Origin of the sequence: Mycobacterium sp. 2YAF39 (assembly GCF_052114565.1) — a bacterium.
Lineage (GTDB): Bacteria > Actinomycetota > Actinomycetes > Mycobacteriales > Mycobacteriaceae > Mycobacterium.
In genome coordinates, this window is sequence record NZ_JBFREZ010000004.1 from 80,762 (window position 1) to 105,522 (window position 24,761).

28 protein-coding genes are annotated in these 24,761 nt (G+C 67.2%); 14 read left to right on the plus strand and 14 right to left on the minus strand.

The window, feature by feature from the left end:
* Positions 1–10 precede the first annotated feature (10 nt).
* The 7 genes from AB4Z42_RS13375 (at position 11) to AB4Z42_RS13405 (ending at position 6,501) form a co-directional block, all read left to right on the plus strand.
* Positions 11–268, plus strand: a complete 258-nt coding sequence (locus tag AB4Z42_RS13375) for an HPr family phosphocarrier protein (RefSeq protein WP_442009671.1) — start codon at positions 11–13, stop codon at positions 266–268.
* A 200-nt stretch (positions 269–468) separates the two neighbouring features.
* Positions 469–1,815 (plus strand): type VII secretion-associated serine protease mycosin, encoded by a 1,347-nt coding sequence (gene mycP / locus AB4Z42_RS13380; RefSeq protein WP_442009672.1) that lies wholly within the window; start codon positions 469–471, stop codon positions 1,813–1,815.
* Positions 1,812–3,209: a type VII secretion protein EccE gene (gene eccE, locus AB4Z42_RS13385; protein WP_442009673.1), complete on the plus strand. Its 1,398-nt coding sequence runs from the start codon at positions 1,812–1,814 to the stop codon at positions 3,207–3,209. Before mycP ends, eccE begins: the two co-directional genes overlap by 4 nt.
* A gap of 4 nt (positions 3,210–3,213) precedes the next feature.
* Complete coding sequence (locus AB4Z42_RS13390; protein WP_442009674.1) at positions 3,214–4,752, plus strand: PPE domain-containing protein; 1,539 nt, start codon at positions 3,214–3,216, stop codon at positions 4,750–4,752.
* Entirely contained in the window at positions 4,749–5,093 is a 345-nt protein-coding gene (locus AB4Z42_RS13395) for a YbaB/EbfC family nucleoid-associated protein (RefSeq protein ID WP_442009675.1), read from the plus strand. Before AB4Z42_RS13390 ends, AB4Z42_RS13395 begins: the two co-directional genes overlap by 4 nt.
* Positions 5,094–5,107: 14 nt before the next feature.
* Positions 5,108–5,908 carry a HugZ family pyridoxamine 5'-phosphate oxidase gene (locus tag AB4Z42_RS13400; RefSeq protein WP_442009676.1) on the plus strand — a complete coding sequence of 267 codons (801 nt, stop codon included), beginning with the start codon at positions 5,108–5,110 and terminating at the stop codon, positions 5,906–5,908.
* Between the two features lie 14 nt (positions 5,909–5,922).
* The gene (locus AB4Z42_RS13405; RefSeq protein ID WP_442009677.1) at positions 5,923–6,501 is read left to right on the plus strand and encodes an orotate phosphoribosyltransferase; all 579 of its coding nucleotides are present in this window, start codon (positions 5,923–5,925) and stop codon (positions 6,499–6,501) included.
* 4 nt (positions 6,502–6,505) lie between these two features.
* Here the strand turns inward: AB4Z42_RS13405 and AB4Z42_RS13410 are convergent, their stop codons facing one another.
* From AB4Z42_RS13410 to AB4Z42_RS13425, 4 genes are read right to left on the minus strand one after another with little or no spacing between them, the layout of a single operon-like run.
* Complete coding sequence (locus tag AB4Z42_RS13410) at positions 6,506–7,555, minus strand: ABC transporter ATP-binding protein (protein WP_442009678.1); 1,050 nt, start codon at positions 7,553–7,555, stop codon at positions 6,506–6,508.
* Positions 7,552–8,325: an ABC transporter permease gene (locus tag AB4Z42_RS13415; protein ID WP_442009679.1), complete on the minus strand. Its 774-nt coding sequence runs from the start codon at positions 8,323–8,325 to the stop codon at positions 7,552–7,554. The genes AB4Z42_RS13410 and AB4Z42_RS13415 overlap by 4 nt, the downstream gene beginning before the upstream one ends.
* Positions 8,322–9,179: an ABC transporter permease gene (locus AB4Z42_RS13420; protein ID WP_442010035.1), complete on the minus strand. Its 858-nt coding sequence runs from the start codon at positions 9,177–9,179 to the stop codon at positions 8,322–8,324. Before AB4Z42_RS13420 ends, AB4Z42_RS13415 begins: the two co-directional genes overlap by 4 nt.
* Positions 9,180–9,193: 14 nt before the next feature.
* Positions 9,194–10,324 carry an ABC transporter substrate-binding protein gene (locus AB4Z42_RS13425; RefSeq protein WP_442009680.1) on the minus strand — a complete coding sequence of 377 codons (1,131 nt, stop codon included), beginning with the start codon at positions 10,322–10,324 and terminating at the stop codon, positions 9,194–9,196.
* 147 nt (positions 10,325–10,471) lie between these two features.
* Between AB4Z42_RS13425 and AB4Z42_RS13430 the strand changes: the two genes are divergently transcribed.
* Positions 10,472–11,002 (plus strand): hypothetical protein, encoded by a 531-nt coding sequence (locus tag AB4Z42_RS13430; RefSeq protein ID WP_442009681.1) that lies wholly within the window; start codon positions 10,472–10,474, stop codon positions 11,000–11,002.
* A 52-nt stretch (positions 11,003–11,054) separates the two neighbouring features.
* Here AB4Z42_RS13430 and AB4Z42_RS13435 read toward each other — a convergent pair whose 3' ends face one another.
* Positions 11,055–11,315: a hypothetical protein gene (locus AB4Z42_RS13435; protein WP_442009682.1), complete on the minus strand. Its 261-nt coding sequence runs from the start codon at positions 11,313–11,315 to the stop codon at positions 11,055–11,057.
* A 109-nt stretch (positions 11,316–11,424) separates the two neighbouring features.
* Positions 11,425–12,027, minus strand: a complete 603-nt coding sequence (locus tag AB4Z42_RS13440; RefSeq protein ID WP_442009683.1) for a TetR/AcrR family transcriptional regulator — start codon at positions 12,025–12,027, stop codon at positions 11,425–11,427.
* Positions 12,028–12,168: 141 nt separating this feature from the next.
* On the opposite strand from AB4Z42_RS13440, the gene AB4Z42_RS13445 reads away from it, so the two are divergent.
* From AB4Z42_RS13445 to AB4Z42_RS13460, 4 genes are all read left to right on the plus strand, one after another.
* Complete coding sequence (locus AB4Z42_RS13445) at positions 12,169–12,588, plus strand: TIGR03668 family PPOX class F420-dependent oxidoreductase (protein WP_442009684.1); 420 nt, start codon at positions 12,169–12,171, stop codon at positions 12,586–12,588.
* Between the two features lie 115 nt (positions 12,589–12,703).
* Complete coding sequence (locus tag AB4Z42_RS13450; protein WP_442009685.1) at positions 12,704–14,893, plus strand: elongation factor G-like protein EF-G2; 2,190 nt, start codon at positions 12,704–12,706, stop codon at positions 14,891–14,893.
* Between the two features lie 77 nt (positions 14,894–14,970).
* Positions 14,971–15,600 carry a sigma-70 family RNA polymerase sigma factor gene (locus AB4Z42_RS13455; protein WP_442009686.1) on the plus strand — a complete coding sequence of 210 codons (630 nt, stop codon included), beginning with the start codon at positions 14,971–14,973 and terminating at the stop codon, positions 15,598–15,600.
* Between the two features lie 90 nt (positions 15,601–15,690).
* Entirely contained in the window at positions 15,691–15,849 is a 159-nt protein-coding gene (locus AB4Z42_RS13460) for a hypothetical protein (protein ID WP_442009687.1), read from the plus strand.
* Here AB4Z42_RS13460 and AB4Z42_RS13465 read toward each other — a convergent pair.
* The 6 genes from AB4Z42_RS13465 to AB4Z42_RS13490 all read right to left on the minus strand — a co-directional run bounded on the left by AB4Z42_RS13465 (position 15,846) and on the right by AB4Z42_RS13490 (position 20,596).
* Complete coding sequence (locus tag AB4Z42_RS13465) at positions 15,846–16,574, minus strand: hypothetical protein (protein WP_442009688.1); 729 nt, start codon at positions 16,572–16,574, stop codon at positions 15,846–15,848. The two genes, AB4Z42_RS13460 and AB4Z42_RS13465, sit on opposite strands and share 4 nt — an antisense overlap.
* Positions 16,571–17,773 (minus strand): zinc ribbon domain-containing protein, encoded by a 1,203-nt coding sequence (locus tag AB4Z42_RS13470; RefSeq protein ID WP_442009689.1) that lies wholly within the window; start codon positions 17,771–17,773, stop codon positions 16,571–16,573. Before AB4Z42_RS13470 ends, AB4Z42_RS13465 begins: the two co-directional genes overlap by 4 nt.
* Positions 17,770–19,365, minus strand: coding sequence for a S53 family peptidase (locus AB4Z42_RS13475; RefSeq protein ID WP_442009690.1), 1,596 nt, complete (start codon positions 19,363–19,365; stop codon positions 17,770–17,772). Before AB4Z42_RS13475 ends, AB4Z42_RS13470 begins: the two co-directional genes overlap by 4 nt.
* A 36-nt stretch (positions 19,366–19,401) precedes the next feature.
* A complete protein-coding gene (locus AB4Z42_RS13480) occupies positions 19,402–19,662 on the minus strand; it encodes a hypothetical protein (RefSeq protein WP_442009691.1) in 261 nt (86 codons plus the stop codon).
* A 206-nt stretch (positions 19,663–19,868) separates the two neighbouring features.
* Positions 19,869–20,129: a hypothetical protein gene (locus AB4Z42_RS13485; protein ID WP_442009692.1), complete on the minus strand. Its 261-nt coding sequence runs from the start codon at positions 20,127–20,129 to the stop codon at positions 19,869–19,871.
* Positions 20,130–20,227: 98 nt separating this feature from the next.
* Positions 20,228–20,596 carry an STAS domain-containing protein gene (locus tag AB4Z42_RS13490; RefSeq protein ID WP_442009693.1) on the minus strand — a complete coding sequence of 123 codons (369 nt, stop codon included), beginning with the start codon at positions 20,594–20,596 and terminating at the stop codon, positions 20,228–20,230.
* A gap of 237 nt (positions 20,597–20,833) precedes the next feature.
* Here AB4Z42_RS13490 and AB4Z42_RS13495 point away from each other — a divergent pair, with 237 nt between their 5' ends.
* On the plus strand, positions 20,834–23,035 hold the full coding sequence (locus AB4Z42_RS13495; RefSeq protein WP_442009694.1) for a SpoIIE family protein phosphatase: 2,202 nt from the start codon (positions 20,834–20,836) through the stop codon (positions 23,033–23,035).
* Here AB4Z42_RS13495 and AB4Z42_RS13500 read toward each other — a convergent pair.
* Positions 23,032–23,931, minus strand: coding sequence for a DMT family transporter (locus tag AB4Z42_RS13500; protein WP_442009695.1), 900 nt, complete (start codon positions 23,929–23,931; stop codon positions 23,032–23,034). The genes AB4Z42_RS13495 and AB4Z42_RS13500 overlap by 4 nt on opposite strands.
* A 137-nt stretch (positions 23,932–24,068) precedes the next feature.
* Between AB4Z42_RS13500 and AB4Z42_RS13505 the strand changes: the two genes are divergently transcribed.
* On the plus strand, positions 24,069–24,413 hold the full coding sequence (locus AB4Z42_RS13505; protein WP_442009696.1) for an aminopeptidase: 345 nt from the start codon (positions 24,069–24,071) through the stop codon (positions 24,411–24,413).
* Here AB4Z42_RS13505 and AB4Z42_RS13510 read toward each other — a convergent pair.
* Positions 24,410–24,682: a hypothetical protein gene (locus AB4Z42_RS13510; protein ID WP_442009697.1), complete on the minus strand. Its 273-nt coding sequence runs from the start codon at positions 24,680–24,682 to the stop codon at positions 24,410–24,412. The two genes, AB4Z42_RS13505 and AB4Z42_RS13510, sit on opposite strands and share 4 nt — an antisense overlap.
* Positions 24,683–24,761 lie beyond the last annotated feature (79 nt).

Consider the following 24,761-nt stretch of genomic DNA (forward strand, 5'->3'; position numbering starts at 1 on the left):
AGATCACCCCATGCCCGCCAAGACCGTCATCGTCGGTTCGGCCATAGGTCTGCACGCCCGCCCTGCGGCCATCATCGCCGAGGAGGTGGTGAAGGCCGGAGTGCCCGTCACCCTCTCGCTGGACGGCGGTGAGCCCGTCGACGCGGGTTCGGCGCTGATGATCATGACGCTGGGCGCGGGTAACGGCGCACAGGTCACCGTCGCCTGCGACGACGCGGACGTGCTGGCGTCCGTGGCCGGACTGGTTCAGCAGGACCTCGACGCGTAAAGCCTGGCTCGACCTGGCCCAGGCCCGGACATCAAGATTTGCGGACCTGACCCCCTCGGCGGCACCCTAAGATTGGCTGCGTGCAGTCTGGTAATCGGCTTGACGTGACAATTTGCGTTATCCGGGGGATGGTCAAGAGTTTGCTGTGGGCACGTCAGCACAATCCCGCCCGGATGCGCATCGGGGGAGGTGCGTAGGGAGTGCAGCGCCTTGGCGTGCTGCTGGCGGTGCTGTTGCTGGCATTGTTCAGCGCTGCACCGGCAGCGGCTATCGAGCCGCCCACGATCGACCCGGCGGCGATGCCGCCGGACGACACCGGACCCGATCAGCCGACCGAACAGCGCCGGGTCTGCTCGGCCCCGACGGCTTTCCCGAACGCGAATTTCGCCGACAAGCCGTGGGCGAACGACTACCTACGGATCAGTGACGCGCAGAAGTTCGCGACGGGCGCCGGGATCACCGTCGCCGTCATCGACACCGGGGTCAACGCCTCGCCGAGAGTGCCCGCGGAACCCGGCGGAGATTTCGTCGATCAAGGCGGTAATGGCCTGTCCGACTGCGACTCTCACGGAACGCTGACCGCGTCGATCATCGCGGGCCGACCTGCGCCGACGGACGGATTCGTCGGGGTCGCGCCCGAGGCGCGGATCCTGTCGTTGCGGCAGACCTCGGAAGCCTTCCAGCCGGTCGGCGCACGCACCGATCCCAACGATCCGAACTCGACGCAGACGGCGGGTTCGCTGCGCAGCCTCGCGCGGGCGGTCGTACATGCGGCGAATCTGGGCGCGCAGGTCATCAACATCAGCGAGGCCGCCTGCTACAAGGTGACCAGGCCGATCGACGAATCGGGCCTCGGCGCCGCGATCAACTACGCGGTCAACGTCAAGGGAGCGGTCGTCATCGTCGCCGCGGGCAACACGGGCCAGGATTGCAGCCAGAACCCACCGCCCGATCCCGCGATACCTTCGGATCCGCGCGGCTGGAAACAGGTACAGACGATCGCGAGTCCAGCGTGGTACGCGCCGCTGGTGCTCACCGTCGGTGGCGTCGCCCAGAACGGTCAGCCGAGCACCTTCTCGATGTCCGGACCGTGGGTCGGGGCCGCGGCACCCGCGGAGAATCTCGTCGCGCTCGGCTACGACGGACGGCCGGTCAACGCGCTGCAGGGTCAGGACGGTCCGATCCCGATCAGCGGCACCTCGTTCGCGGCCGCCTACGTGTCCGGGCTCGCGGTGTTGCTGAGACAACGTTTCCCCCTGCTGACACCCGCTCAGATCATCAACCGGATCACCGCCACCGCAAGGCATCCCGGTGGAGGCGTCGACAACTACGTCGGCGCCGGCGTGATCGATCCGGTGGCCGCGTTGACGTGGGATGTGCCCGACGGGCCGGAGCGAGTTCCCTTCCAGGTCAAGGAAGTTCCGCCGCCGGTGTACATTCCGCCGCCGGATCGAGGACCCATCACGGCCGTCGTCATCACCGGCGTCGCCCTTGCGGTGGCCCTCGGACTCGGCGCCCTTGCTCGGCGCGCGTTGAGGCGCCGATGAACAAGATCACGTCCCTGTTCGGGCTGCGCTTCACCACCGGCCATGCCATCTGGGCGGCCGTGCTGATTCCGGTGAGCATCCTGGTGTTCACCAAGCTCGACCTGCTCTGGCTGGGTATCACCCTGGCGGTGATCATCGCGCTCGCAGCGGTATTGACGGTTCGCGGCCGACGGATCACCGGCTGGGTCGCAGCGGTGTTCGCCTGGCGGCGGCGCCACCGCAATATTCCCGCCCGGCCGTCCGAACCCGCTGTCGGCGCCACCGTCATGCCCGGCGATCACGTCGCCGTCCGCTGGCAGGACGGCTACCTGGTGTCGGCGATCGAGCTGGTCCCGCGGCCGTTCACACCGACGGTGATCGTCAACGGCGAGGCGTTCACCGACGACGTCATCGACACCCGGCTCGTCGAGCGACTCGTGGCGGCGCACTGTCCGGACCTCGAAGCCGACGTCGTGTCGGCGGGCTACCGAACGGGCAGGACAGCGCCCGCCAGCCTGGTCGCACTCTACGAGCAGGTGGTCGGCCCGTACCCCGCACCGGCCAACCGGCGCACGTGGATCGTGGTGAGAGCCGATCCCGAACACACCCGCAAGTCCTCACAGCGGCGCGAGTCCGGCGTGGCGGGACTGGCGCGGTACATCGTCGCGTCTGTCACGCGCGTCGCAGATCAGCTGGCGAGCAACGGTATTGATGCCAGACCGATCCGCAGTTTCGATGATCTCGACCGTGCGACCGAAATCAGTTTCGAGCGTGAGACGTGGTCGTCGATCAAGGGACGCAGCACGTTCACCGCCGCGTACAGCGCACCCGGCGGTCCCGACGTGTGGTGGTCGGCGCGCGCCGATCACACGATCACCCGCGTCCGTATCCGGCCTGGCGAGGCTCCCACCACAACGGTGCTGCTGACTACGCTCGCGAATCCTTCGACGCCACGCGGGTTTTCCTGTCTGTTCGGCGGTCAGCGGGCTGCATTGCTCGGCATCAGTCCCGTCAACGACCGTCACTACGAACTGCCTGTCGGATCCGCCGGGGTTCTTGTCGGCGAGACCGCGGACCGCTATCCGGTGTACATGCCGTTCGATGACACCGACGCGAGCATCAACCTCGGCGACGCACGGTTGTTCACCCAGTTCGTCGTGCGGTCGGCCGCCGCGGGCGCGGTGGTCACACTCTTACCGCAGTTCGCGGAGTTCGCCGGCGCCGTCAACGGCCATATCGGGCCGGAGGCGAAGATTGCCTGGCCGAACGCCACCACATACCTTGGTCCGCACGCCGGTGTCGGGCGAGTGGTGTTGCGCGACAACTTCATCGACACGCCCCGACATCGCCAGTTGCCGATCCGGCTGATCAACCCCCGCGAGGAAAGCCGCTATCAGATGGCGCTGGAGGGCTGAGGCGATGGCAGGCGATGTACAGCGGGTAGAGCCTGGTGCGCTTAGGACCCAAGCCGCCGAGATGAAGGGCCAGAACTGGCACAACCCCGCCGAGGACGCGGTGACGCCGCCGGATGCGCTGCCCTCGACGAACGACGCGATCGCCAACCTCAACGACAACGCACAGTCGCTGAAGGCATTCGAGCAGTGGGCCGCAGTCGAGAACCTGCGCATCGCCGAGATGCTCGACATCGCGGCGGCGGCCTACCAGAAGGTCGACGACCAGTACGGCAAGGCGATCGAGAATCCCGAACGCGCCGCGGCGGTCGAGGCCATCACCATTCCCGATCCGCCGACGCAGCCGCCCGAGATCCCCGGTCCCGCAGGCGCTCCGCGCCTCCTCGGCGCGGGTGGTTACAGCAACGTGAACCAGACCCAGACCGAGCTGAGTGCACCTGACACCGGCACGTCGCTGAAGACCGCGATGTTGCAGTGGGGGGTGGCGTCCAAGCGCGTCGAGAACAACAGGCCGAAGCCGCCGCCCGGCAGTTGGGAGGGCGAGGCCGCCGACGCCGCCTACGCACGCATGACCACCTTCGGCAGCTGGCTGACCCAGCTATCCGATGCGTGGTACGACCTGGCCGAGGCCGCGTCGAAAATCATTGCGGCACATGACAAGGCGAAGAGCGCGCACGACCCCATCGCCAACGAGTACATCGAGCTCGAAGCGCGAATGATGCAGCTCGCCGGCCTCACCGGGCCCCACGGCGGCGTCCGGGTCCAGATGGAGATGGAGAAGATCCGCCAGCGGATGGAGGAGCTTCAGGCGCAGTCCGACGAGGTGCGCCAGGACTATGCGAGCGGCGCAACGTTCTCGCCCGTCCGCCCGGCCGACCCACCGTCCGATGGTTCGCACGGGTCGACGACCACGAGTGGCGGTGGCGGGGGCGCTGCGCCCACCGGCGATCCGGCGGCGATGGCACAGAAGATGGCTCAGTCTTTGGGAACGCCGCAGTCGGATACCGCGGCGGGCCAGCAAGACGGCGGCGCAGGCGGTGGATCACCGTCAGGTGGTGAATCGCCCTCGGGCGGCGGCGCTTCCGGCGGAGGCGAGGGTGCGGCGCCCGGCGGTGAACCGTCGACGGGGACGCCGAAGCTCCCCACCGATCCGAGCCTGCGACCCGCGGCATCGTCGGGAAGCGGCGGCGGCGGGGGCGGCGCCCGCGGCGGTGGATCGGACACACCGCTGTCGCCGGCGGTGACGGCCGAGACGGTTGCCCCCGGCCCACCGATGCCGGTCGCCACCGGCCACGCAGCCGCGACGGCGACGCCGGGCGTGGCGGGCGGTGGAATGGGCGGTATGGCACCCATGCACGGCGGGCAGGGCGGGATGCAGGGCAAGGAGAAGCGCCGCGACCCGCGCACGGCTCCCGACGAAGACCTCTACACCGAGGACCGCGCGTGGACCGAAGGGGTCGTCGGCAATCGCCGCCGCAAGGAGGTCCAGGACTTCAGAGATGGCAGCGAAGGCCCTGACGGCACCGGTGGCAGGGAAACACCGTGACCGACGAGATGCATCCGGAGGTCGCCGCTGTCCTGGCGCAGGCCGCGCGACTGCAGTCGCTGATGGACGAGCAGCTGCACAAGATGAACAGCCAGACGTTCGTGGCCACCGATGACGCCGAGACGGTCGAGGTGACCCTGAACGGTCACCACCACCTGACGGGGACGTTCATCGCCGACGGCCTGCTGCGACTCGGCGCGCCGACGGTGGAGCAGCGACTCAACGAGGCCTTGCACAACGCGACGGCCGCCGCCACCGAGTCGATCGAACTCGACAGGGAACGTATCGATGCCGCGGTCGCCGATATCACCGCCGACCTGCAGAGAGACGAACCGTCGTAACGTATCGTTCGACCGTGCCGTCCCGCGATCACGGGGACCCGGGCGATGCCCCCTCGGTCCCTCCCCCACTCACAACGGTGGCTGATTCCACCCGCCCGTCCGCTGCGGAGGAAGCCCGCACCATCGCGGGATCGACGAACACCGGCACACTGGCGACGCTGACCGAACACGGCGATCCGTGGGCGTCGTATGTGACGTACGGATTGCTCGACGGCGCACCGGTGCTGTGTGTTTCCAACCTCGCCGAGCACGGCCGCAATCTCGCTGGCGACCCGAGGGCCAGCATCGCGATCGTCGCCCCGACCGCCGAGTCCGATCCACTCGCCAGTGGTCGCGTCACGCTCGCCGGGGTGGTCCAGACACCCGTCGGCGACGAACTGAGCGCGGCCCGGGACGCGCATCTGAACGCCGTCGCGGCAGCCAAGTACTACATCGACTACAGCGACTTCACGCTGTGGGTGCTGCGCGTGCACCGGGTGCGCTGGGTCGGCGGCTACGGGCGCATGGAGTCCACCACCGGCGAGGAGTACTCAGCGGCCACGCCCGATCCGGTTCAGCCGAAGGCGGCGGGCGCGATAGCGCATCTGAACGCCGATCACGCCGACGCGCTGACCGCGATGGCCAAGGCGCTCGGCGGCTATCCGGACACGACGGCGGCGACCTGCACCGGTGCGGATCGCTACGGTCTGGATCTGCGCGTGGAGACCGACCGCGGCATCGCCTATACCCGGGTCGGGTACGCCGCGCCGATCGACTCGTACGACCAATTGCGTTCGGCGACCGTCGAGCTGACGCGCCGCGCCAAGAAGGGCTGAAATACGATCGCCGTATGGCAGACGCGAACGATCGCCCGGAGACCTGGCAAGCAGCGTTCGAGCTGATCCGCACCCGCGGCTACGAGCATCGCGCCGAACCGTTCAAGTTGGCCAGCGGCCAGCTCAGCCACGACTACATCGACGGCAAGTACGCCATCGACACCGGGGAACGCCTCACGATCGTCAGCCGCGCCATCGCCGACTTGGCAGCGCGCAACGGCATCGAGTTCGATGCGGTCGGCGGGCTCACCATGGGCGCCGACTCGATTTCCATCGGTGTCGCGATGGTCACCGGTAAGGCCTGGTTCTCGGTACGCAAGGAACAGAAGTCACGCGGTCGTGAGCAGTGGATCGAAGGGACCCGGCTGGAACCCGGTACCCGGGTGCTGCTCGTCGACGACGTGATCAGCACCGGCGGTTCGACCGAGATCGCGTTGGAGCGCGTCGTCGCCGCGGGCGCCGTCGTCGCAGGCGTGATCCCGATGGTGGACCGCGGCGATGTGGCGGCCAAGCGCTTCGCGAAGCGCAATGTCGCGTTCGCCGCGCTGGTCACCTACCGCGATCTCGGCATTGAACCCGTCAAGGACGTCTGAGGGCTCAGGCGGCGACGACGAGCACCTCGCCCTGGTCCACACCGACGGTGACCCGATCGCCCGGCGCCAACGCCCGTGCCCTCGAGCCGGAGATCTGCGCGTTGATCACCGAGCCATCCGGCATCGCGATGTAGACCCGCGAGATCGGCCCCAGGAATGCCACGGAGCTGACCGTCGCCGTGCCCGCGGGCTCTGCGGTGACGGTGACTGCCTCAGGGCGCACCATCGCCAGCCCCGGACCCGATGTGATCGAGCCCGGTAATGTCGCGACCGCGGTGCCGAGCAGGTGAGCCTGCCCATCCGAGACCTGTACGGGCACTTTGTTGTTCAGGCCGACGAACTCCGCGACGAACGGCGTCTGCGGATTGGCGTAAAGGTCGGCGGGCGCCGCCAGTTGTTCGAGCCTGCCCTGGCTCATCACGCCGACCCGGTCGGCGACGGCAAGCGCCTCCTCTTGATCGTGGGTGACGAATAAGGTGGTGATGCCGAGTTCGAGTTGAACGCGGCGGATCTCGTCGCGCAACTGTGCGCGTACCTTGGCGTCCAGCGCCGAGAGCGGCTCGTCGAGCAGCAGCACGCGCGGTTGGATAGCCAGCGCGCGAGCCAGCGCGACCCGCTGCTGCTGCCCACCTGACAGCTCGTTCGCGTACTTCTCCTTATGGGCCGCCAACCCCACCAGTTCGAGCATGTCGGCGGCCCGAGAAGTCCGCTCACGCTTGTCTTTACCGCGCATCTTGAGACCGAATGCGACATTGTCGAGCACGGTCAGATGCGGGAAGAGGCTGTAGGCCTGAAACACCATGCCCATATCGCGTTTGTTGGCAGGTACGCGGCTGACATCGCGCCCGCCCACGGACACGGTTCCCGACGTGGCATCGTCGAGGCCCGCGAGGATGCGCAGGGCGGTGGTCTTCCCGCAGCCCGACGGTCCAAGCAGCGCAACGAGTTCCCCCGCTTCGATGTGAAGGGTGAGCCCGTCGAGGGCCTTGACCTCTCCGTAGACCCGCGTCAGGCCGGTCAGGTCGACGGCGGTGCCTGCTCTATTCGCGTTCATGCAGTCACTCCTTGGACGCGCCTGCGCCCGCGCGTCACCAGTGACAGCGCGAGCAGCAGAACGAAGCCGAACAACAACACCGCCAGCGAGGCGGCCACCGATGTGGGGCCGTCCGTCTTTCCGATCGCCACGATCTGCACCTGCAACGTGTCGTATCCGGACAGCGATGCGATGGTGTACTCGCCGAGCACGACGGCGATCGAGATGAACGCAGCGGACAGAATTCCCGACCAGATGTTGGGCACCACGATCCGCAGTATCGTCGTCGTCCAGCCGGCGCCCAGCGACCGCGCCGCTTCGGTGAGGGTCTGCAGATCGATCGACGACAGCGCAGCGTCCAGTGCCCGATAGGCGAACGGCAGCACCAGCACCACATAGACGAACGTCAGTGTCAATGCGGATTCGCCGAGAAAGTAAGCCACCCAGAGGTATACGTTGCGCAACCCGACGACGATCACCAGGGCGGGGATCGTCAACGGCAGCAGACACAGGAACTCCACCACACCCTTGGCCCACGGCGCACGCAGCCGGACCCAGATCATCGTCGGCACCAGGATCACGAGCATCGCGACGACCGTGAACACCGCGAGCAGCAGCGAGATCACGATCGCCTGATACAGCGCGTCATCGGTGACGAGGTTCGCCCACGCCTGCCAGGTGCGGCCGCCGGCGATGAGGTTGCGGGTCGAGAAGTCGGCCATCGCGTACAGCGGGAAGAGAAAGAACAGCCCGAAGATCACCCAGAGGGCCGCGCGCAGCACATGTTTCATCGCAGCCACCGCGCGGTGCGACGGACCAGAAGGTTGTAGGCCACCATCACCACCGCGACGACGACGATCATCTCGAGCGCGAGCGCGTAGGCGAACCCGGACTGACCGAGGACGACCTCACTGGTCAACGCCGAGCGGATCAGCAGCGGAACGATCGGGCTGCCCTGGCTCACCAGTGCGGCCGCTGTCGCGTAGGCCGCGAAAGCGTTGGCGAACAACAACAATGTCGAGCCGAGGAATGCGGGGGTCAGCAAGGGCACCGCCACTTCGCGGAAGTACTGCCACCGCGAAGCGCCGAGGCTGATCGCCGCCTCACGCCACTGCGCGCGCAGACCTTCGAGCGCGGGCACGAACACGATCACCATCAGCGGAATCTGAAAGTATGTGTACACCAGGATGAGTCCGGTCAGGCTGTAGAGCCATCCCGAGCCTGCCAGGTTCCAGCCGAAAGCCTGCTGAACCCACAATGTCAGCACACCGTTGAGCCCGATGGTCGCCAGGAACGCGAATGCCAATGCGACGCCGCCGAACTGGGCCAGCACGCTGCACAGCGAGATCACGGCGCGGCGGATGACGGACGTGGGCGGGCTGCTCACGATCAGCCACGCCAGCACCGCGCCGAGGACCGCGCCGATGATCGCCGTACTCGCCGAAAGCAATACGCTCGATCCCAGCGCCGAGAGCGCGGTGGACGAGAAGAGCGCAGCGATACGGCCCAGCGAGAACGCACCGTCGACGATGAATGCGTTGACGATCACCGTGACAGTCGGGACGACGAGAAACACCGTCACGACAGCGAGGAACGGCAGCAGCGGCAGGGCTTCTGTGACTCGTCGAAGGGTTCCGCCCGGCAGTCGGCCAACCAATGTCAGCCGATCGCTTTGGCCCAGTTGTCCGCGAGATAGGCGGTGGCCCTGTCGGTCTGGTCCGGGCTCGGCACGGTGACCGGGCCGTCGATCACCGGGATCGCGGCCGCGACCGTCTTGTCGAGGGTGCCGTCCGCCATCATGTTGTCGGCACGCACCGGGCGGACACCGCCGACCGCGTACAGGTTCTGCCCTTCGTCGCTGAACAGGAACTCCTGCCACAGCCGCGCGGCGGCCGGATGCGGCGCGTCCTTGTTGATCGCCTGGTAGTAGTAGCCGGCGACGGCGTGCTCCGGCGGAACCACCACCTGCCACGACGGCAGCTTCTTGGTTTCCGTCCCGTTGAGGTAGTTCCAGTCGATGACGACGGGCGTCTGCCCGGACTCGATGGTGGCCGGCGTCGGGTCGACCGGCAGGAAGTTACCCGCCGCCTTGAGCTTGCGGAAGAACTCCACACCAGGCGCGATGTCGTCGGCGGACCCGCCCTGGGAGAGCGCGACCATCAGCACGCCGGAGAACGCCGCGCCGGCCTGTGTCGGATCGCCGTTGAGCGCGACCTTGCCGTTGTACTCGGGCTTGAGGAGGTCGTTGACCGATGTGACGGGTGGGACCTTGGCCGAGTCGAAGCCGATCGACATGTAGCCGCCGTAGTCATTGACCCAGGCGCCGTCGGCGTCCTTGTATGCCGCGGGAATGTCGTCCCATACAGACACCTTGTAGGGCGCGAAGGTCGACGTGTTGGCGAGCGCAACCGATTGGCCGAGGTCGAATACGTCGGGCGCGGTGCCCCGGCCCCGTTGCTGGTTGGCGGCGTTGATCTCGTCCTGGCTTGCGGCGTCGGGCTGCGCCGAGTTCACCTTGACGCCGTACTTGTCCTCGAACGCCTTGATGATGGCCCCGTAGTTGGCCCAATCCGGCGGCAGGGCAATGACATTCAGCTCGCCCTCCTTCTTGGCCGCCTCGACGAGACCGTCCATGCCGCCGAAGTCCTCGGCCGAGGTGGCCTCGCGGGCGTTCACACCGGACTCCGTCTGCTCTTCGGGGCCTTTCTTTTCGGGCGGCGCACAGCCGATCAGACCGGTGAACAGAAGGACCGATGCGGCCGCGGCCGCCGTAAGGCGTGAGGACTTCATTGCCGAACCTTCCGATGGGCAGGAAACGGCGCAGTGGCGCGATGGTGACGGCACTGCGTCGCGGCGTTAAACGATTGCATCTGCGGCAGCCGACCCTACCGTGGCGGCGTCGCGCATATGTGCCGGAACAGGGATTAACATCGGTGTGTGGGGGAACGCGAAGCCGCGGGGGACTTCGACTTCGTGACCGACGATCCGGCCGATGTCCCTGTAGAACCGGACGCGCCGGATGTCGTGCCCATGCCCGCCCGCAATGGCGCCTTCGACGCGTTCGACGCGGACACCTGGTATTTCGAACCCGATCCGCCGCCGTGGTATCGCCGCAAGCAGACGCTGATTGTGTGGATCGCCGTGGTTGCCGCCGCCGCGGCGCTCGTGGTGTCCGCGGTTTTGTTGCTGTTCCGCAGTCCCGACGTCCCCGAGGACGAGAGCACGCCGGTCGCCCCGACCACGCCGACGACGTCGGTGTCGACCGAAGTCGCGACCAGCCGTACGCCGCCACCGCCGCCGCCGCCGCCCGAGACGTCGGCGCAGCCCATCGATCCCCGGCCGGCAGAGACGGCTCGCCCGCAGAGTCCGCCGCCGAGAGGCACCAAGCCGCCCGAAATCGGGGTCACGCGCACACCGGTCACGCGGTCACCCATCAGCGTCGCACCGCAGCGGCCCGGACAGCGCTGAGAGACGGATCAGGCGGGAGACTGTCGCCTCCCGCCTGATGGCTCGTCGACGATCAGCGATCGTGACCGCCGTGGTGAAACACGATTCCCGGAACCCCGTATCCGAAGAACGGGTACTGCAGCTGGCCTGCCTGTACTGCGGCACTGCCCGGCAGCGCAGTCACCTGGGCGTTGCCCGGCGATTCGACGACGGTCGCGCCACCGGTGTTGGTGGTCTCGGTGGTTCCAGTGGGCGCCGCAGCGGCGACCGGGGCGAGCACGATGGCTCCCGCGGCTCCCGCCATGGCAAGTGTCGCAATGAAACGACTCTTCATTGCATCCTCCTCGCTTGGTTTCGAAACTGAACGTTCAGTTTCATTAGATACAACGTGCGCGGCCGCACGAATCAGTCCACCGGAAGGCAGTGCTCTACGTCACACCGAGTCAGACCGCGAAGCCGCACATCGCGCCATCCACCAGCGCGTCGGCGGCCGCGTCGTCCAGCGGCGCATGCCCGAGCAGGAGGCGGTAGAGCATGGGTCCGATCAGCTGGTCGAGCGCGGCGTCCGGGTCGACGTCAGGTCTCAGCTCTCCCCGCGCCACGCCGCGGTCCCAGATCGTTCTCATCAGTGCGCGCCGAGGCTCGACCAGATGCGTGTGAAGCTCCGCCTTCACCAGCGGATCGGACTGTGCCTCCCCGACCAGCTGGGCGAAGACCCGGCCGTTGCCACCGGTGTAGAAGTGCGCGAGTCCCCGGATGACCAGTCGGAAGTCCTGGTGTGCGGAGCCGGTATCCGGATCGGGTGAGTCGGCCATCATCTCGGTCAGGAAGGCCTCGACGGCCACGGCATATTTGTTGGGCCACCACTTGTAGATGGTCGCCTTGCTGGCGCCGCTGCGGTTGGAGATCTCCTCGGTGGTCATCGCCCGCACTCCGACCTCCCCCAACAGCTCCGAGGTGGCGCGCAGCACCGCGACGCGCGACTGCTCGCTGCGCGGGCGGCCCGGGCTGCGCGCCTGGGCATCCTCCGCGGTGCTGGGACTCACGCATACAACTATCGGCCACCCGCGGGGTGCCGCAAGCTCAAATGCGTTTTCCCGGCGCGCAGGACGCGGGGGTCAGCTGGGGTGCGGCACCCACGAATCAACGTGATCCCAAACCTCGGGCAATCGGAATACTCTGGACCGGTGGCCGACCTCGACTCCGCGGCCTTGTTCGCACAATCGCCCGTCGCGACACTCGCCACGGTGGGATCCGGTGGCGCGCCACACGTGGTGCCCGTCGTGTTCGCGGTGAACACGGACCGCGACCCGCCTGTCGTGTACACCGCCGTCGACGCCAAACGTAAGACCACCCGACGGCTGCGACGGCTGACCAACATCGAAGCCAACCCACGGGTGAGCATGCTCGTCGACCACTATGACGACGACTGGGACCAGCTGTGGTGGGTGCGGGCCGACGGCACGGCCGACATCCACTACAGCGGTGACGAAATGGCGAACGGCTATGCCCTGCTGCGGCGCAAATACGTTCAGTACCAACGACTTGCGCTGGACGGGCCCGTCGTGACGGTCACCGTCGACCGATGGTCGGCATGGCAGGCGTGAACACCACGCGCTCTGCGAGTTGGCCGACTCTCTTGTGCTCGGTGCCGGTTGTAGAGAATTGTGGATCAGCAGACCCGATGGGAAGCAGAGTAGCTTCCCGGGAGAGGGAAGCGTCATGGCTGATAAGACGACAACCTCGGCGGCCGGAGCCCCCACCGCGGACAGTCCGGCCGCCATCCGCAATGTGGTCCTGGTAGGACCTTCGGGTGGCGGCAAGACCACACTCGTCGAGGCACTGCTTGTCGCCGCCGGAGTACTCAACAGACCCGGCTCGATCGTCGACGGAACCACCGTCTGCGACTGCGACGAAGCCGAGGTCTCCCAACAGCGGTCCGTCGGTCTCGCACTCGCATCGCTGCGACACGACGGGGTCAAGGTCAATCTGATCGACACACCCGGTTACGCCGATTTCGTCGGTGAACTCCGGGCCGGGCTCCGCGCCGCCGACTGCGCGCTGTTCGTCATCGCGGCCAACGAGGAGATCGACCAGCCGACCAGGTCGCTGTGGCTGGAATGCAGTCAGGTCGGCATGCCCCGCGCCGTCCTCGTCACGAAACTCGACCACGCCCGCGCGAACTACGAGAACGCACTGACCGCGGCCCAGCACGCATTCGGCGACAAGGTGCTGCCGCTGTATCTGCCCGCCGACTCGCCCTGCACCGGGCTCATCGGACTGCTCTCGCAAACCCACTTCGAATACGCCAACGGCAAGCGCACCGCATCCCACGAGCCCGACGACGCCTCCTACGGCGAGGCGATCGAGCTGATGCGCGGCAGCCTGATCGAGGGAATCATCGAGGAGTCCGAGGACGAGACACTGATGGAGCGGTACCTCGGCGGCGAGGAGATCGACCAGTCGGTGCTGATCGACGATCTCGAGCAGGCGGTCGCGCGCGGGTCGTTCTTCCCGGTGATCCCCGTGTGCAGCACCACGGGCGTCGGCACGATCGAGCTGCTCGAGATCATCACCGCCGGCTTCCCGTCCCCTCCCGAGCACCAGCTCCCCGAGGTGTTCACGCAGCAGGGCAAGTCCCGCAACAGCCTGCCGTGCGATCCGTCGGGACCGCTGCTCGCCGAGGTCGTCAAGACCACCTCGGATCCGTACGTGGGCCGTGTCAGTCTGGTGCGGGTGTTCTCCGGAACCATCTCCCCCGACGCGACAGTGCATGTCTCCGGCCACTTCTCGTCGTTCTTCGGATCGCCGGGATCCAACGGTGCAGCGGGCCACGCCGACGCGGGTTCCATGGCAGGCCACGCCGACCATGACGAAGACGAGCGCATCGGCACCCTCTCGTTCCCGCTCGGCAAGCAACAGCGCCCGGCGCCGTCGGTGGTCGCGGGCGACATCTGTGCCATCGGACGGCTGTCCCGCGCCGAGACCGGCGACACCCTGTCCGCGAAGTCCGATCCCCTGGTGCTCAAGCCGTGGACGATGCCGGAACCGCTGCTGCCGATGGCCGTCCAGCCGCACGCCAAGACGGATGAGGACAAGCTCGCGGTCGGACTGCAGCGGCTCGCCGCCGAGGATCCGACGCTGCGCATCGAGCAGAACCCCGAGACGCATCAGATCGTCCTGTGGACCATGGGCGAGGCCCACGCCGGCGTTGTTCTCGACGCGCTGTCCCGCAGGTACGGTGTCGCCGTCGACTCAGTCGAGCTACGGGTGCCGCTTCGAGAAACCTTCGGCGGCAAGGCCAAAGGCCATGGGCGACACGTGAAACAGTCCGGCGGCCACGGTCAGTTCGCGGTGTGTGACATCGAGGTCGAACCGCTGCCGGAAGGCTCCGGATTCGAGTTCGTCGACAAGGTCGTCGGCGGCGCCGTCCCGCGAAACTTCATCCCCAGCGTCGAGAAGGGCGTCCGCGCCCAGATGGAGAAGGGAGTCGGCGCCGGCTACCCCGTTGTGGACATCCGGGTGACGCTGTTCGACGGCAAGGCGCACAGCGTCGACTCCTCGGACTTCGCGTTCCAGATGGCAGGTGGGCTCGCGCTGCGCGAGGCGGCGTCGGCGACCAAGGTGAACCTGCTCGAACCGGTCGACGAGGTCTCGGTCGTGGTACCCGACGATTTCGTCGGCGCGGTGATGAGCGACCTGGCCGGGCGGCGCGGGCGCGTGGTGGGCACCGACAGGGTCGGCGACGACCGCACCGTCGTCAAGGCCGAGATACCCGAGGTCGAGTTGACCCGCTACGCGATCGATCTCCGGTCCCTGGCCCACGGCGCCGGGTCGTTCACCCGGACCTTCGCGCGATATGAGGCGATGCCCGAGCAGGCCGCGGCGAAGGTGAAGACGTCCGCTCACTGACGCCTGCCCGACGGCGCATCGTCGGGGCTATGGGGGTTAGCCGGTAGTCGGGGTGCGGGTTTCGCGACCTCAGATGGATGCCAGCCATGCAGACACTGCATCGCGGAAACGGAAAAGTCGCATCCGTGCCTGAAAACGATGCGTTGCTCACCGCCCGCTTCGAGCGGGACGCTATTCCACTGATCCACGAGTTCTACCGCCACGCGCTGAAGCTGACCCACGATCACGCCGATGCCGAAGACCTGCTGCAGGAGACGGCGGCGAAAGCGTTCGCCGGCTTCCACGGGTTCCGGGACGGCACCAATCTTGGCGGCTGGCTGTACAGGATTCTGCTGAACAGCCACATCAGCTCGTACCGCAGACAACAACGGCGCCCGGCCCAGTGGCTGACCGACGAGTTCACCGACGGACAGCTGGTGGCCGAGGCCAGACACTCCTCGGGCGGTCTGCGATCGGCCGAGGACGAGGTGCTCGACCTGATCGGCGACGACGACATCCAGACGGCGATGCGCCGGCTTCCCGAGAAATTGCGCACCGCGCTGTATTACGCCGACGTCGAGGGTCTGCGCATCAACGAGATCGCCGAAATCACCGGTGCACCGGCCGGGACGGTGATGACACGCGTACACCGTGCGCGGCATCGCCTGCGCGGTCTGCTTGCGGATGTCGCAAGGGCAAGGGGGTACGCACTCGATGAGGCTGCCTAGGGCCGCCGGAGGAGTGCCCGGAGCCGACGAATGATCACCACGCACATCGACCGCCGCGTCCCCGGGCGCTCCGTTCACCCGCGGTCAGTCATGAACGCCACGACCGCCAGATCGCTCGTCGCGCACCTGGCCACCACGCTGGTCCTCGGGGTCGTCGTGCTGCTGGCGGCGTGGCAGTTCATGTTCAGCGCCGCCGCGCCGCAGGCCGGGACCGCCTCGTCACATCGGTCCACGGTTTCGGGTCACTAACGCGGCGGGTCGCCCCGCCAGCTGAAGCTGTTGACGTATTTGCCCATATCCAAAGCGATTTGAGTGTTCGCGCCCGACGGCTTGCCGAACCCGAAGTCGGGTCCGAACTCGTGGTAGGGCCCGACCGCGGCCGCCACGAGCGCCACATCGTTCTTGATGGCGACCATGATCAGCACGCGCATCCTCATGTAGTTGGCGTTGGCGCCCTGCGGCCAGCAGTCGGCGACCTCGCCGTAACCGGATTGGTAGCCGACCATCGCATTGGGGATCTCGTACGCAGTACGGGTGTCGGGAAAGGTCTTCTTCACCAGTTCCTTCGCGATCGCATCGGCCGAGCGGTTGGCCGCGGACTCACTGAAGAACTGCATCGTGCCGCCGTCACCGGCGAGGAAGTCAGCGGTCACCCCGTTGGGCTTGGTGGTGATGCGATAGGCCGAACTCTCCGCGGGATGCGACACCGAGAACGAGCCGTCTGCGGCCGTGAACACCGGATTGATCGCGACCGGCGTGCCGGTGGGCGGACTGCCGCACTGCGGCGGACACATGTAGCGCGCGGGCGGCTTGCTGATCAACGACGACAGCCCGACCAGCGCGCCGGCCACCACGGCGATGGCGGCGACCCACGTCAGCACCAGCCGGGTGCGCGAGGTGCGGCGGGGCGCCGCGGCCTGATAGGAATCGCCACGAACCGCGTACCCGGGAAAGAACGTCGTCGGCGCGGTCATGGTTCCTCCGCCCCTGCCGCTCCCCGCACCGGACGGGCGTCGCGTCGCGATTGGCGCGACGAGCGTGATGACGCCCTCGTCGCCACCCCGCATGCGGGACAGAACGCCATGTCGGGAACCACGTGACCGCAATGCGTGCACAGCAGTGGCTCATCCGACTGGATCTCGTCATGGGCCTCGTGCAGCAGTGCGAGGTGCAGACCGACCCTCAACAGGAGCAGGGCCACCAGTGCCAACACCAGATACAGCGCGAGCATGAGCACCTGCGGGAAGCGTGCAATGTCGATCAGTCCCAGGCTCAGGAAGACGGCAAGGATCGCCGCCGCGAGCCCGACGAGTACCAGCCGAACCATGCCGGGGTGCTGGCTCTTCTTGCTTTCCGGCCGGGTGAACCACAGTGCGGCACCGATCAATCCACCTGCGGCCGCCGCAATCAGCGGCACCGCGACGCCCCTGATACCCGCCTCGACGAGCAGGCTCGCCATCGGGCGCTTGCTGACCACACCGGTACCGAACTGCGGAGACAACCGCGTCAGCGTCGCCGCAGCGGTGAAGGTGAGTGCGCCCAGCACGCCGATCATGAAGCCGTCCAACGCTTCTCGTGACGGCGGCCGTAGCACTCGGACGATCGCGGCGGGCATCAGCATCAGAATCACGCCACCGAGCGGAATGAGGATGCCGACGCGCACCATCCGCATCCCCACGATGGCGGTGCCGATACCGACACCGTACGAATGGGCGACCATCGCGCCCGTCAGCGTCACCCAGCCCACGCCGAGCGCGATACCCAGTCCCACGGTGAGCAGCAGAGTCCGAAAAGGGAAGTCGCGGAAGGCATCCGACTCCCGGAGATAGATGAGATACAGGATCGGCAGGCCAAGGGCGGCGACGGTGATCAGCGCGGCAGGCAGACGCAGCAGCGTGAACGCGACAAGGGCCACCAGCAGGATGGCAAGGCCGAGCCGGAACGCGGTCCGTGATCTCTGCGCCAGATGGGGAAACAGTGAGCTGGCCAACGACAGCTGCAGCAGGTGCTCGTTCGGGGCCGCCCCGTAGTCGCGCATGCGTAACCAGTCCGGGCCTTCTCCGCGCCGCGGTTCCAGATGACATCCGCACAATCCGCAGTACTCGCCCGCCGGGACGTCGGTCTTGCAGATGCGGCACTCCGTGGTCGGCACGGAATCGTCTGGGGTCGTCACTGGTTCGCCTCTTGGAGGATGAGCAGGTTGCGCACGAGGTTGTCGACGTCGGGTGTGCCGAGGCCGGTGACGAGGTCATACCCGGGCCCGGCGTCGGCGACCGCGTTGCCGCCGAGCGTCACGTCCCGGAACGCCGGAAACGGTGCGCCCGCGGCGATCCGGTAGAGCTGCGGGTTGAAGTCGCCGATCAGCCGGCCGCCGTTTTCAAGCAGATACTGATTCATCACCGCGGCGAGCCCCGCCCAGATCGGCGCCGACTGCGATGTGCCGCCGCCGACGAGCTCGGTCCCCTTGAACACGATGCGCACGCCCGTGAACGGGTCGGCGACGGCCGCGACATCGGGGGTCAGCCTGCGGTCACGGTCGCTGTCGCGCATCACCCCCCGCTGCCAGTCCGGACGTTCGAACAGGTTCGACACCCCGCCGCCGCTACCCACCGACAGCGGTACGTCGAACCAGGCCTGCTCGGCGAGCCACCTGCCGTTACTCTCGGTCGACAGCGTCGTCCCGCCGACATCGGTCATCTCCGGCAGTGATGCAAGCGAATCCAGCCCGATATCGGCGTCGCCAGGCGGAGAGGACCAGTCGTCACCGCCCTTGCACTCCAGCCCGGCGAGGTCTCCGCTCGCGTTGAACGCCGACGTGCCGTGTGACTGCGCCGTCGCCAGCGCGTCGCGCGCGGGCGCGAGATCGGCCGCCGTGATCAGCTTGTCGCAACCCCATCCGATCGAAAAGCTCCAGACCGCACCGGGATACCGCCGGTCGGCGTCGAGGAACATCTCGCCGATCTTCTCGAACGTTCCGTCGCCGCTGACCGTCGACTGGGCGCTGTACACAACCTTGCGGGCATCCGGTGCGACGGCGTGGGCCACCTCGAGGTCCATCGTTGTCTCGCCGCGCGGCTCCTCGAGTTCTCCTCCGACCACCTCCGGAGTGAACTGCGGCAGAACGTATTTGGACGCGAAGGTGTCGAGGTCGGATTGATCGAAGCCGTCGAAGGCGAAGAACACGATGGTGCTGCCCTTACCCGTGAAGCCGTCGGCGGCCAGCCCCGAGGCGTTGTAGGTGTTCAGCAGCGCGTCGGGCATCAGGCCCTTGTCGGGCACATCCAGCGGCAGCATCGGAGTCCGCGACATGTGGTGGGGCAGGTAGCCGAGGATCCGGCCCAGTTCGGAGACCTCCGGGCTGAGCGCGTCGGGAATCGCCGGCTGTTGGGGCGAGGCATAGAACACCTGTCCGCGCTGACCGCGGTAGTCGTGAACCTCGACGTCGAACGCGTTGGCCACGCGATCCGCGGCGCCCTCCACGACGGCCCAGGTCTGACCCGTCTTCCACCGCACCGACAACCCTTGACGTTGCGCCCATTCGTACACGCCGGCAGGGCGCGTCGCCTCGTGCAGGGCGACGGTGAGTTGTGTGTCGTCGTTGTGCGACGGTCCCAGATCGGTCGAGCTGCCGAGCAGGTATGAGTACGGTCCGGCGATCGCATCGCTGCCCTCCGCGGCAGGTCGCGAAGATGTGCGCAGGTCGGACACGAGCAGCACGACGCTCGCGGCGACCAGCGCCAACACGCCGATATGCCGTGCCTTCACAGAGCCAGCGTACGTGCGCGCCGGCTGACCTCGCCTCTAGTTACGGCCGGGACCCACGTTGGGCGCAGGAGGCGCGGTCACCGTCGGCGAGAACGGATTGGGCCCCGAGGGATCCAGGCGCGGGGCGTTCTCCGTGGGGCTTACGGGCGGCGCCGTCGTCGTCGTTGTTGTGGTCGTGGTGGTGGTCTCGGGTGCCTTCTCCTCTTCCTTGGCACACGACGCGGTAAGCACCACCATCGCGGTGACCGCGGCACCACCGGCGACAGCCGTCAGACGGCGACCCAAAACTGACCTCATGATGTAGTCCTTACTGTCCCGACCAATGCCAGCTGCGAACAAGATCAGTCCGGCCATCGAAACCTTAGCCGAACGCCTGAGAGCGACGCATCGAATTCATTTGTCTGCGAGCCTCGAGTCACCGCCGCTGTGGTTCTCGTGGGTGGACACAACGCCTGCAGTCCTGCCGACGCGAGGAAGCCCACCCCCGCCGGCCCGACCCGGCGCTAGTTGTCGCCGGGAGGAGCGGTGGGCGCGGGAGGCGCCAGCACCGACGGCGAGAACGGGTTGGGCCCGGTGGGATTCAGACGCGGCGCCTTCTCCGTCGGCGAGGGCGCCGGGGGCGTCGTCGTCGTGGTGGTGGTCGTGGTGCTGGTCTCGGGTGCCTTTTCCTCTTCCTTGGCACACGACGCGGTGAGCACGACCATCGCGGTGACTGCGGCGCCACCGGCGACAGCCGTCAGACGGCGACCCAAAACTGACCTCATGATGTAGTCCTTACTGTCCCGACCGATGCCAGCTGCGAACAAGATCAGTCCGGCCATCGAAACTTTAGCTGAACGTCCGAAAAGTCGCGCACCGAATTTCAGCTCGGCGCTTGCGGGCCCCCGGCCACAGCGGCCTTCGCTTCGCTGAGGGAGGAATGCAGCGCCAAGATCTGATCGAGCCCGGTCAATTCGATCGGCCGGCTCGTCGCCGGGCCGTCGGCGACGACCGCGAAGCCTGCCGCGCCGCTGACGGTTTCGTGGGTGGCCACCAACGCCTGCAGTCCTGCCGACGCAAGGAAGTCAACCGCCGACAGGTCGATGATCAACGCCGTCGGCCGCTGCGCCAGCGCCTCTGCGATCGCCGCCTGGAAGGCCGGGATCGTGGCCAGATCTACCTCGCCGCCGACTGCGAGCACAGCGATGCCGTCGTCATAGCTGACCGAGGTGATGATCGGATCCTTGGGCACAACCGTCCTTTGGTCGGCGCCGCAAGCGGTCACGGCGGTGCGCCGAGCTTAACCTGTTGCCGCCGAACGACAGATGATCGCTTCGATACCGAAGCCTGGACACCCAGGCTAGGGTCGAAATTGCAACCGAAGCCGGGAGGTCGGATGTCCGATTCCGCAGACGTCTCCAGCATCAGCGGCCCCACCGCGGGAGACGGATGACGCTCTGGTGCTGACGGCACGTCCTCGAGGCGGATCGTGACCGACTTCCACGCGCAGTACGCCGCGGCGCTGACGGCGTACCTGCAGACCAAGTCCGAGGCCAGCCTCGAGGTCGGCCACGAGCTCGGCCGCCATGCGCTCAGCGATCGGCTGAGCATGCTCGAAATCATCGAGAACCACTCGCGGCTCGTCGAGGAGATCGACCACACCATCGAAAGTGGTCCGCACGACCCCGCCGCTTCGTTGCAGTTCCTGTTGCAGACGCTGGCGGCGTTCGATGAGGCCGCCCGCGGATTCCTCGACGGCGCAAAGCGTTACGAGCATCAGCGCGCCCGTGCCGATGACCTCGCCGATCGCGACGTGTTCCGAGATGCAGTGGTGAACTCTCTGCAGGAAGGCTTCTACGTCGCCGATCACGTCGGAGCCATCGTCGAGATCAACGATGCGTTCGTCGACATCACCGGCTACGGCCAGGACGAGCTGCCGTTCCAGCCGCCCTATCCGTGGGTGACCGACGAAACCGCGACCAACAAACGACTGTCCGCACTGATGGAAACCGGCAGGGTCACCAGCGAGACGGCGATCCGCCATCGGGACGGAACCGTTCGATGGGTGGCGCTGTCCATCAATGCCGTCACCGCCCATCGCACCGATCACCACGCCTATGTCGGAACAATTCGTGACGTGACCGCCACCCGGGCGCAGGTGGAGCGCGAACGAGCTGTGGCGCGATTGGCCACAGCGGTCAGCGCGGCCAGGAATGTCGATGAGGTGCTGTCCGCGGCGTTGAATCAGGCACGCTCGCGACTGGACGCGCAACGCATCATCGCGGTCATGTGGCCGCAGGGCGACGCAGTTCCCACGTTGCACACGGCCGGGGAGCCGACCGTGGCGAACTGGTTTGACCTCGATGAGGATTGGCGGCGCACCTTCACCGACGCCCGCGACTGGCTGCCGCTGACCATCACCCCGGTCGGAGCCGTGCCCAGTGCCGGCACGACGCGCGGATTCGTGGCCGTGCTTTCGGGCGCGCGCGATGTCGTCGTATGCCTCGAGCATCGGGTTCCGCGCTCGGTCAGCGTCGAGGATCGCCAACTCGTCATGGCGCTCTTCGGACACGTCAGCCTCGCCATGCAGCATGTCCGGCAACTCGAGATCGCGCGTGAGACGTCGTTGACACTGCAACGTTCGCTGTTGCCCGCGAGCACGCTGCCCCTCGGTTGCGCCGTGCGGTACGAGCCCGCGGTACCTCCGCTGGAGATCGGCGGCGACTTCTACGACGTCCTTCCCGTCGGCGAGAACCGCATCGGCATCATCGTCGGGGACTGCGTGGGCCGTGGGCTGTCCGCCGCGGCGGTGATGGGGCAGTTGCGCGCGTCCACTCGCGCACTGTTGCTCACCGGCGCCGAACCGGCACGTGTGCTCGAACACCTCGACTCGGTAGCCGAATTCATCACAGACGCGTTCTGCGCCACGGTGTTCGTCGCCATCGCCGATGTGGACTCCCAGACTCTGCATTACAGCAGCGCGGGACATGTGCCGCCGGTGTACGCCTTGAGTCCCGCGACCAGAGAGCTGCTCACCGACGGCCATTCGGTACCGCTGGCCGTACACCGGACCCGCCCCCGGCCGCAGGCCGCGCGACCGATGTCGGCGGGTTCGACGCTGCTGCTGTACACCGACGGCCTTGTCGAGCGACGCGACCGATCCATCGACGATCAGATCGGCCGCGTCGCCGAGCTGGTGTCGGAGACGATCAATCTCCCGGTCGAGTCCGTGGCCGACGAAATCCTGACCAGACTTGCGCCCGCGACCGGATACGACGACGACGTCGCGATCGTGGTGTATCGATGTCCCCCGTCCGCCTTGGTCATCGATGATGACGCGGCGCCCCGCCGGTTGAGCGACATCCGGCACCAGATGGCTGCGTGGCTATGCGCCAATGAAATCGGGGAACCGCTGGCAGACGACATCATCCTGGTGGTCAACGAGGCCTGCTCGAACAGCGTCGAACACGCGTACCGGGGGCACGTCGCCGGGCGCGTGCGAGTCGAGGCCGAGCTGCGCGACGGCGATGTCCGGATACGCGTCACCGATTCCGGATCCTGGAAGACGCCGGCAACCGACCCCGGCACGCGGGGACGGGGCCTGCTGCTCATCCGCAAGGTCAGCGACGAGGTCGAGGTCACCGGCACCGACGACGGGACGTCCGTCGAGATGACATTCCGGCTGCACTAGGTCGGGCGATCTCTTTTCGCCATGGCGGCCTCCAGTTCGGCTTCCAGCGCTCCCTCTTCGCGACCCAGTGCGATGGTCGCGGCGGCCATCGCCAGGAGCGCGACGGCGATCGCGACCGCTTTGAAGCCGTTGACCGTCATGTGCTCGCCGAGCACGACAGCGCCCAGCACCACGGCGATGACGGGTTCGAGCACCAGCATCGTCGGCACCGACGTCTGCAGTGAACCCGCGTGGAATGCCGACTGCTGCAACAACACCGCGATGATCCCGATCAGCATCAACAGATACGGCGCCGGCGTGGTGAGGACCGCGTGGGCGCCGTCGTAGGTCAGCATGTGCATCACCTGTTTGGTGAGCATCGCGACGACGCCGAACAACACACCAACGGCCACCGCCAGTAGCACCGCCCGCTTCCACCCCGGGTTGCGGACCGCCACGATCACGCATGCCGACACCGCGACGGTGCACACCAACGCGACAATCGCCGTCAACGGGACCGACGCCTCGTAGTCACCGGGGCTGGTCTTGGCCAGCAACACGAAGACCGCCAACGACGCCGTGAGCACCATGGCCCACAGCCACTCACCGCGGGTGACCCGGCGGTTGGCCAGACGTGCGCTCAGCGGCAGCGCGAACAGCAGCGCCGAAACGAGTATGGGTTGCACCAGAAGCAGCGAGCCGTACGACAGCGCGAGCGCCTGGAATACGAAGCCGGCGACCGCGGCGGCGGTTCCGGCCCACCACAGCGGTCTGCGTATCAGCGTCAGGACCATGAAGGCGCTTACGCCCTGATCCTCGGGGACGTCCATGGTGGCACGCTGCCGGACCACGATGCCGACAGCGAGGAAGAGGGCGGCGAGGAAGGCGAACAGGATCGCCAGGCCATGGCCTACCAACGGGGATCAGCTCCTTTCGGACCACGGCCGGCACACCCGACAGGAACAACATATGGGGCGACCCACCGTCTTGCCGACTGCGCCCCCTCGAACTTCATCGAGTTTTGGCCTGAGGTCGAGCGGGCATTAATCCCGACATGAATCTGCGATGGTTGGTTTTGCTGGCAGGGGCGGTCGTGTTGGTCGTTGGCCTCATCGGTCTACTCGTACCCGTTTCGGTGGCCGGACCCGAGGGCCGCGACATCGGATGCGGAAACGCGATAGCCGCAGACGACTCCGCAGCCCGCGAGGCGGACGACAGCAATCCCGTGAACCTGCCGATCATCAATGAGCTGGTTCCTCACACGGACTACGCCGCGCAGTGCGCGTCGGCGGTGTCGGAGCGGCGCACGTGGTCCATTCCCGTGGCGATCGTCGGGCTCGTGGTGATCGCCGGTGGATTCTTCCTCGGCGGACGGGCGGGGCAAACCCGCGCGGCCTAGCTGGCTTCGCGACTGGAGACCAGATGCAGGCGAGCGGCCACGTCTGTCGGCGCGATCTTGTCGTTGACCCCTGCGACCACGGAGTCGACCCGGTTCACCGCCCGACCGCACAATCCGCGGACCTTGTCGCCGGCCGTATCGACATCGTCGACCGCGCTCAAGAGGTAGGCCCTCATGTTGACGCGCAACCGCTCACCCCTGGACCTCAGCCGGCGCCGCAGCCGATCGTCGATCTCGACCGTGACGTAGGGCAACACGCGAAGCTTCATGCATTCACAGTAACCGCGGTGACGCTCCATCGGCAGGCAGCGCAGTTACTGGACTAAGCCGTCTTGATCCAGGCGGTCA

Excerpts from the sequence above, each read along its gene's own strand:
- AB4Z42_RS13460 (WP_442009687.1), top strand. The coding sequence starts at position 15,691 with ATGAACGCCACGACCGCCAGATCGCTCGTCGCGCACCTGGCCACCACG.
- AB4Z42_RS13390 (WP_442009674.1), top strand. The coding sequence starts at position 3,214 with ATGGCAGGCGATGTACAGCGGGTAGAGCCTGGTGCGCTTAGGACCCAA.
- AB4Z42_RS13375 (WP_442009671.1), top strand. The coding sequence starts at position 11 with ATGCCCGCCAAGACCGTCATCGTCGGTTCGGCCATAGGTCTGCACGCC.
- AB4Z42_RS13485 (WP_442009692.1), bottom strand. The coding sequence starts at position 20,129 with ATGAGGTCAGTTTTGGGTCGCCGTCTGACGGCTGTCGCCGGTGGCGCC.
- AB4Z42_RS13410 (WP_442009678.1), bottom strand. The coding sequence starts at position 7,555 with ATGAACGCGAATAGAGCAGGCACCGCCGTCGACCTGACCGGCCTGACG.
- AB4Z42_RS13480 (WP_442009691.1), bottom strand. The coding sequence starts at position 19,662 with ATGAGGTCAGTTTTGGGTCGCCGTCTGACGGCTGTCGCCGGTGGTGCC.
- AB4Z42_RS13505 (WP_442009696.1), top strand. The coding sequence starts at position 24,069 with ATGAATCTGCGATGGTTGGTTTTGCTGGCAGGGGCGGTCGTGTTGGTC.
- AB4Z42_RS13510 (WP_442009697.1), bottom strand. The coding sequence starts at position 24,682 with ATGAAGCTTCGCGTGTTGCCCTACGTCACGGTCGAGATCGACGATCGG.
- AB4Z42_RS13450 (WP_442009685.1), top strand. The coding sequence starts at position 12,704 with ATGGCTGATAAGACGACAACCTCGGCGGCCGGAGCCCCCACCGCGGAC.
- AB4Z42_RS13455 (WP_442009686.1), top strand. The coding sequence starts at position 14,971 with ATGCCAGCCATGCAGACACTGCATCGCGGAAACGGAAAAGTCGCATCC.
- AB4Z42_RS13465 (WP_442009688.1), bottom strand. The coding sequence starts at position 16,574 with ATGACCGCGCCGACGACGTTCTTTCCCGGGTACGCGGTTCGTGGCGAT.
- AB4Z42_RS13415 (WP_442009679.1), bottom strand. The coding sequence starts at position 8,325 with ATGAAACATGTGCTGCGCGCGGCCCTCTGGGTGATCTTCGGGCTGTTC.
- AB4Z42_RS13435 (WP_442009682.1), bottom strand. The coding sequence starts at position 11,315 with ATGAAGAGTCGTTTCATTGCGACACTTGCCATGGCGGGAGCCGCGGGA.
- AB4Z42_RS13405 (WP_442009677.1), top strand. The coding sequence starts at position 5,923 with ATGGCAGACGCGAACGATCGCCCGGAGACCTGGCAAGCAGCGTTCGAG.
- eccE (WP_442009673.1), top strand. The coding sequence starts at position 1,812 with ATGAACAAGATCACGTCCCTGTTCGGGCTGCGCTTCACCACCGGCCAT.
- AB4Z42_RS13425 (WP_442009680.1), bottom strand. The coding sequence starts at position 10,324 with ATGAAGTCCTCACGCCTTACGGCGGCCGCGGCCGCATCGGTCCTTCTG.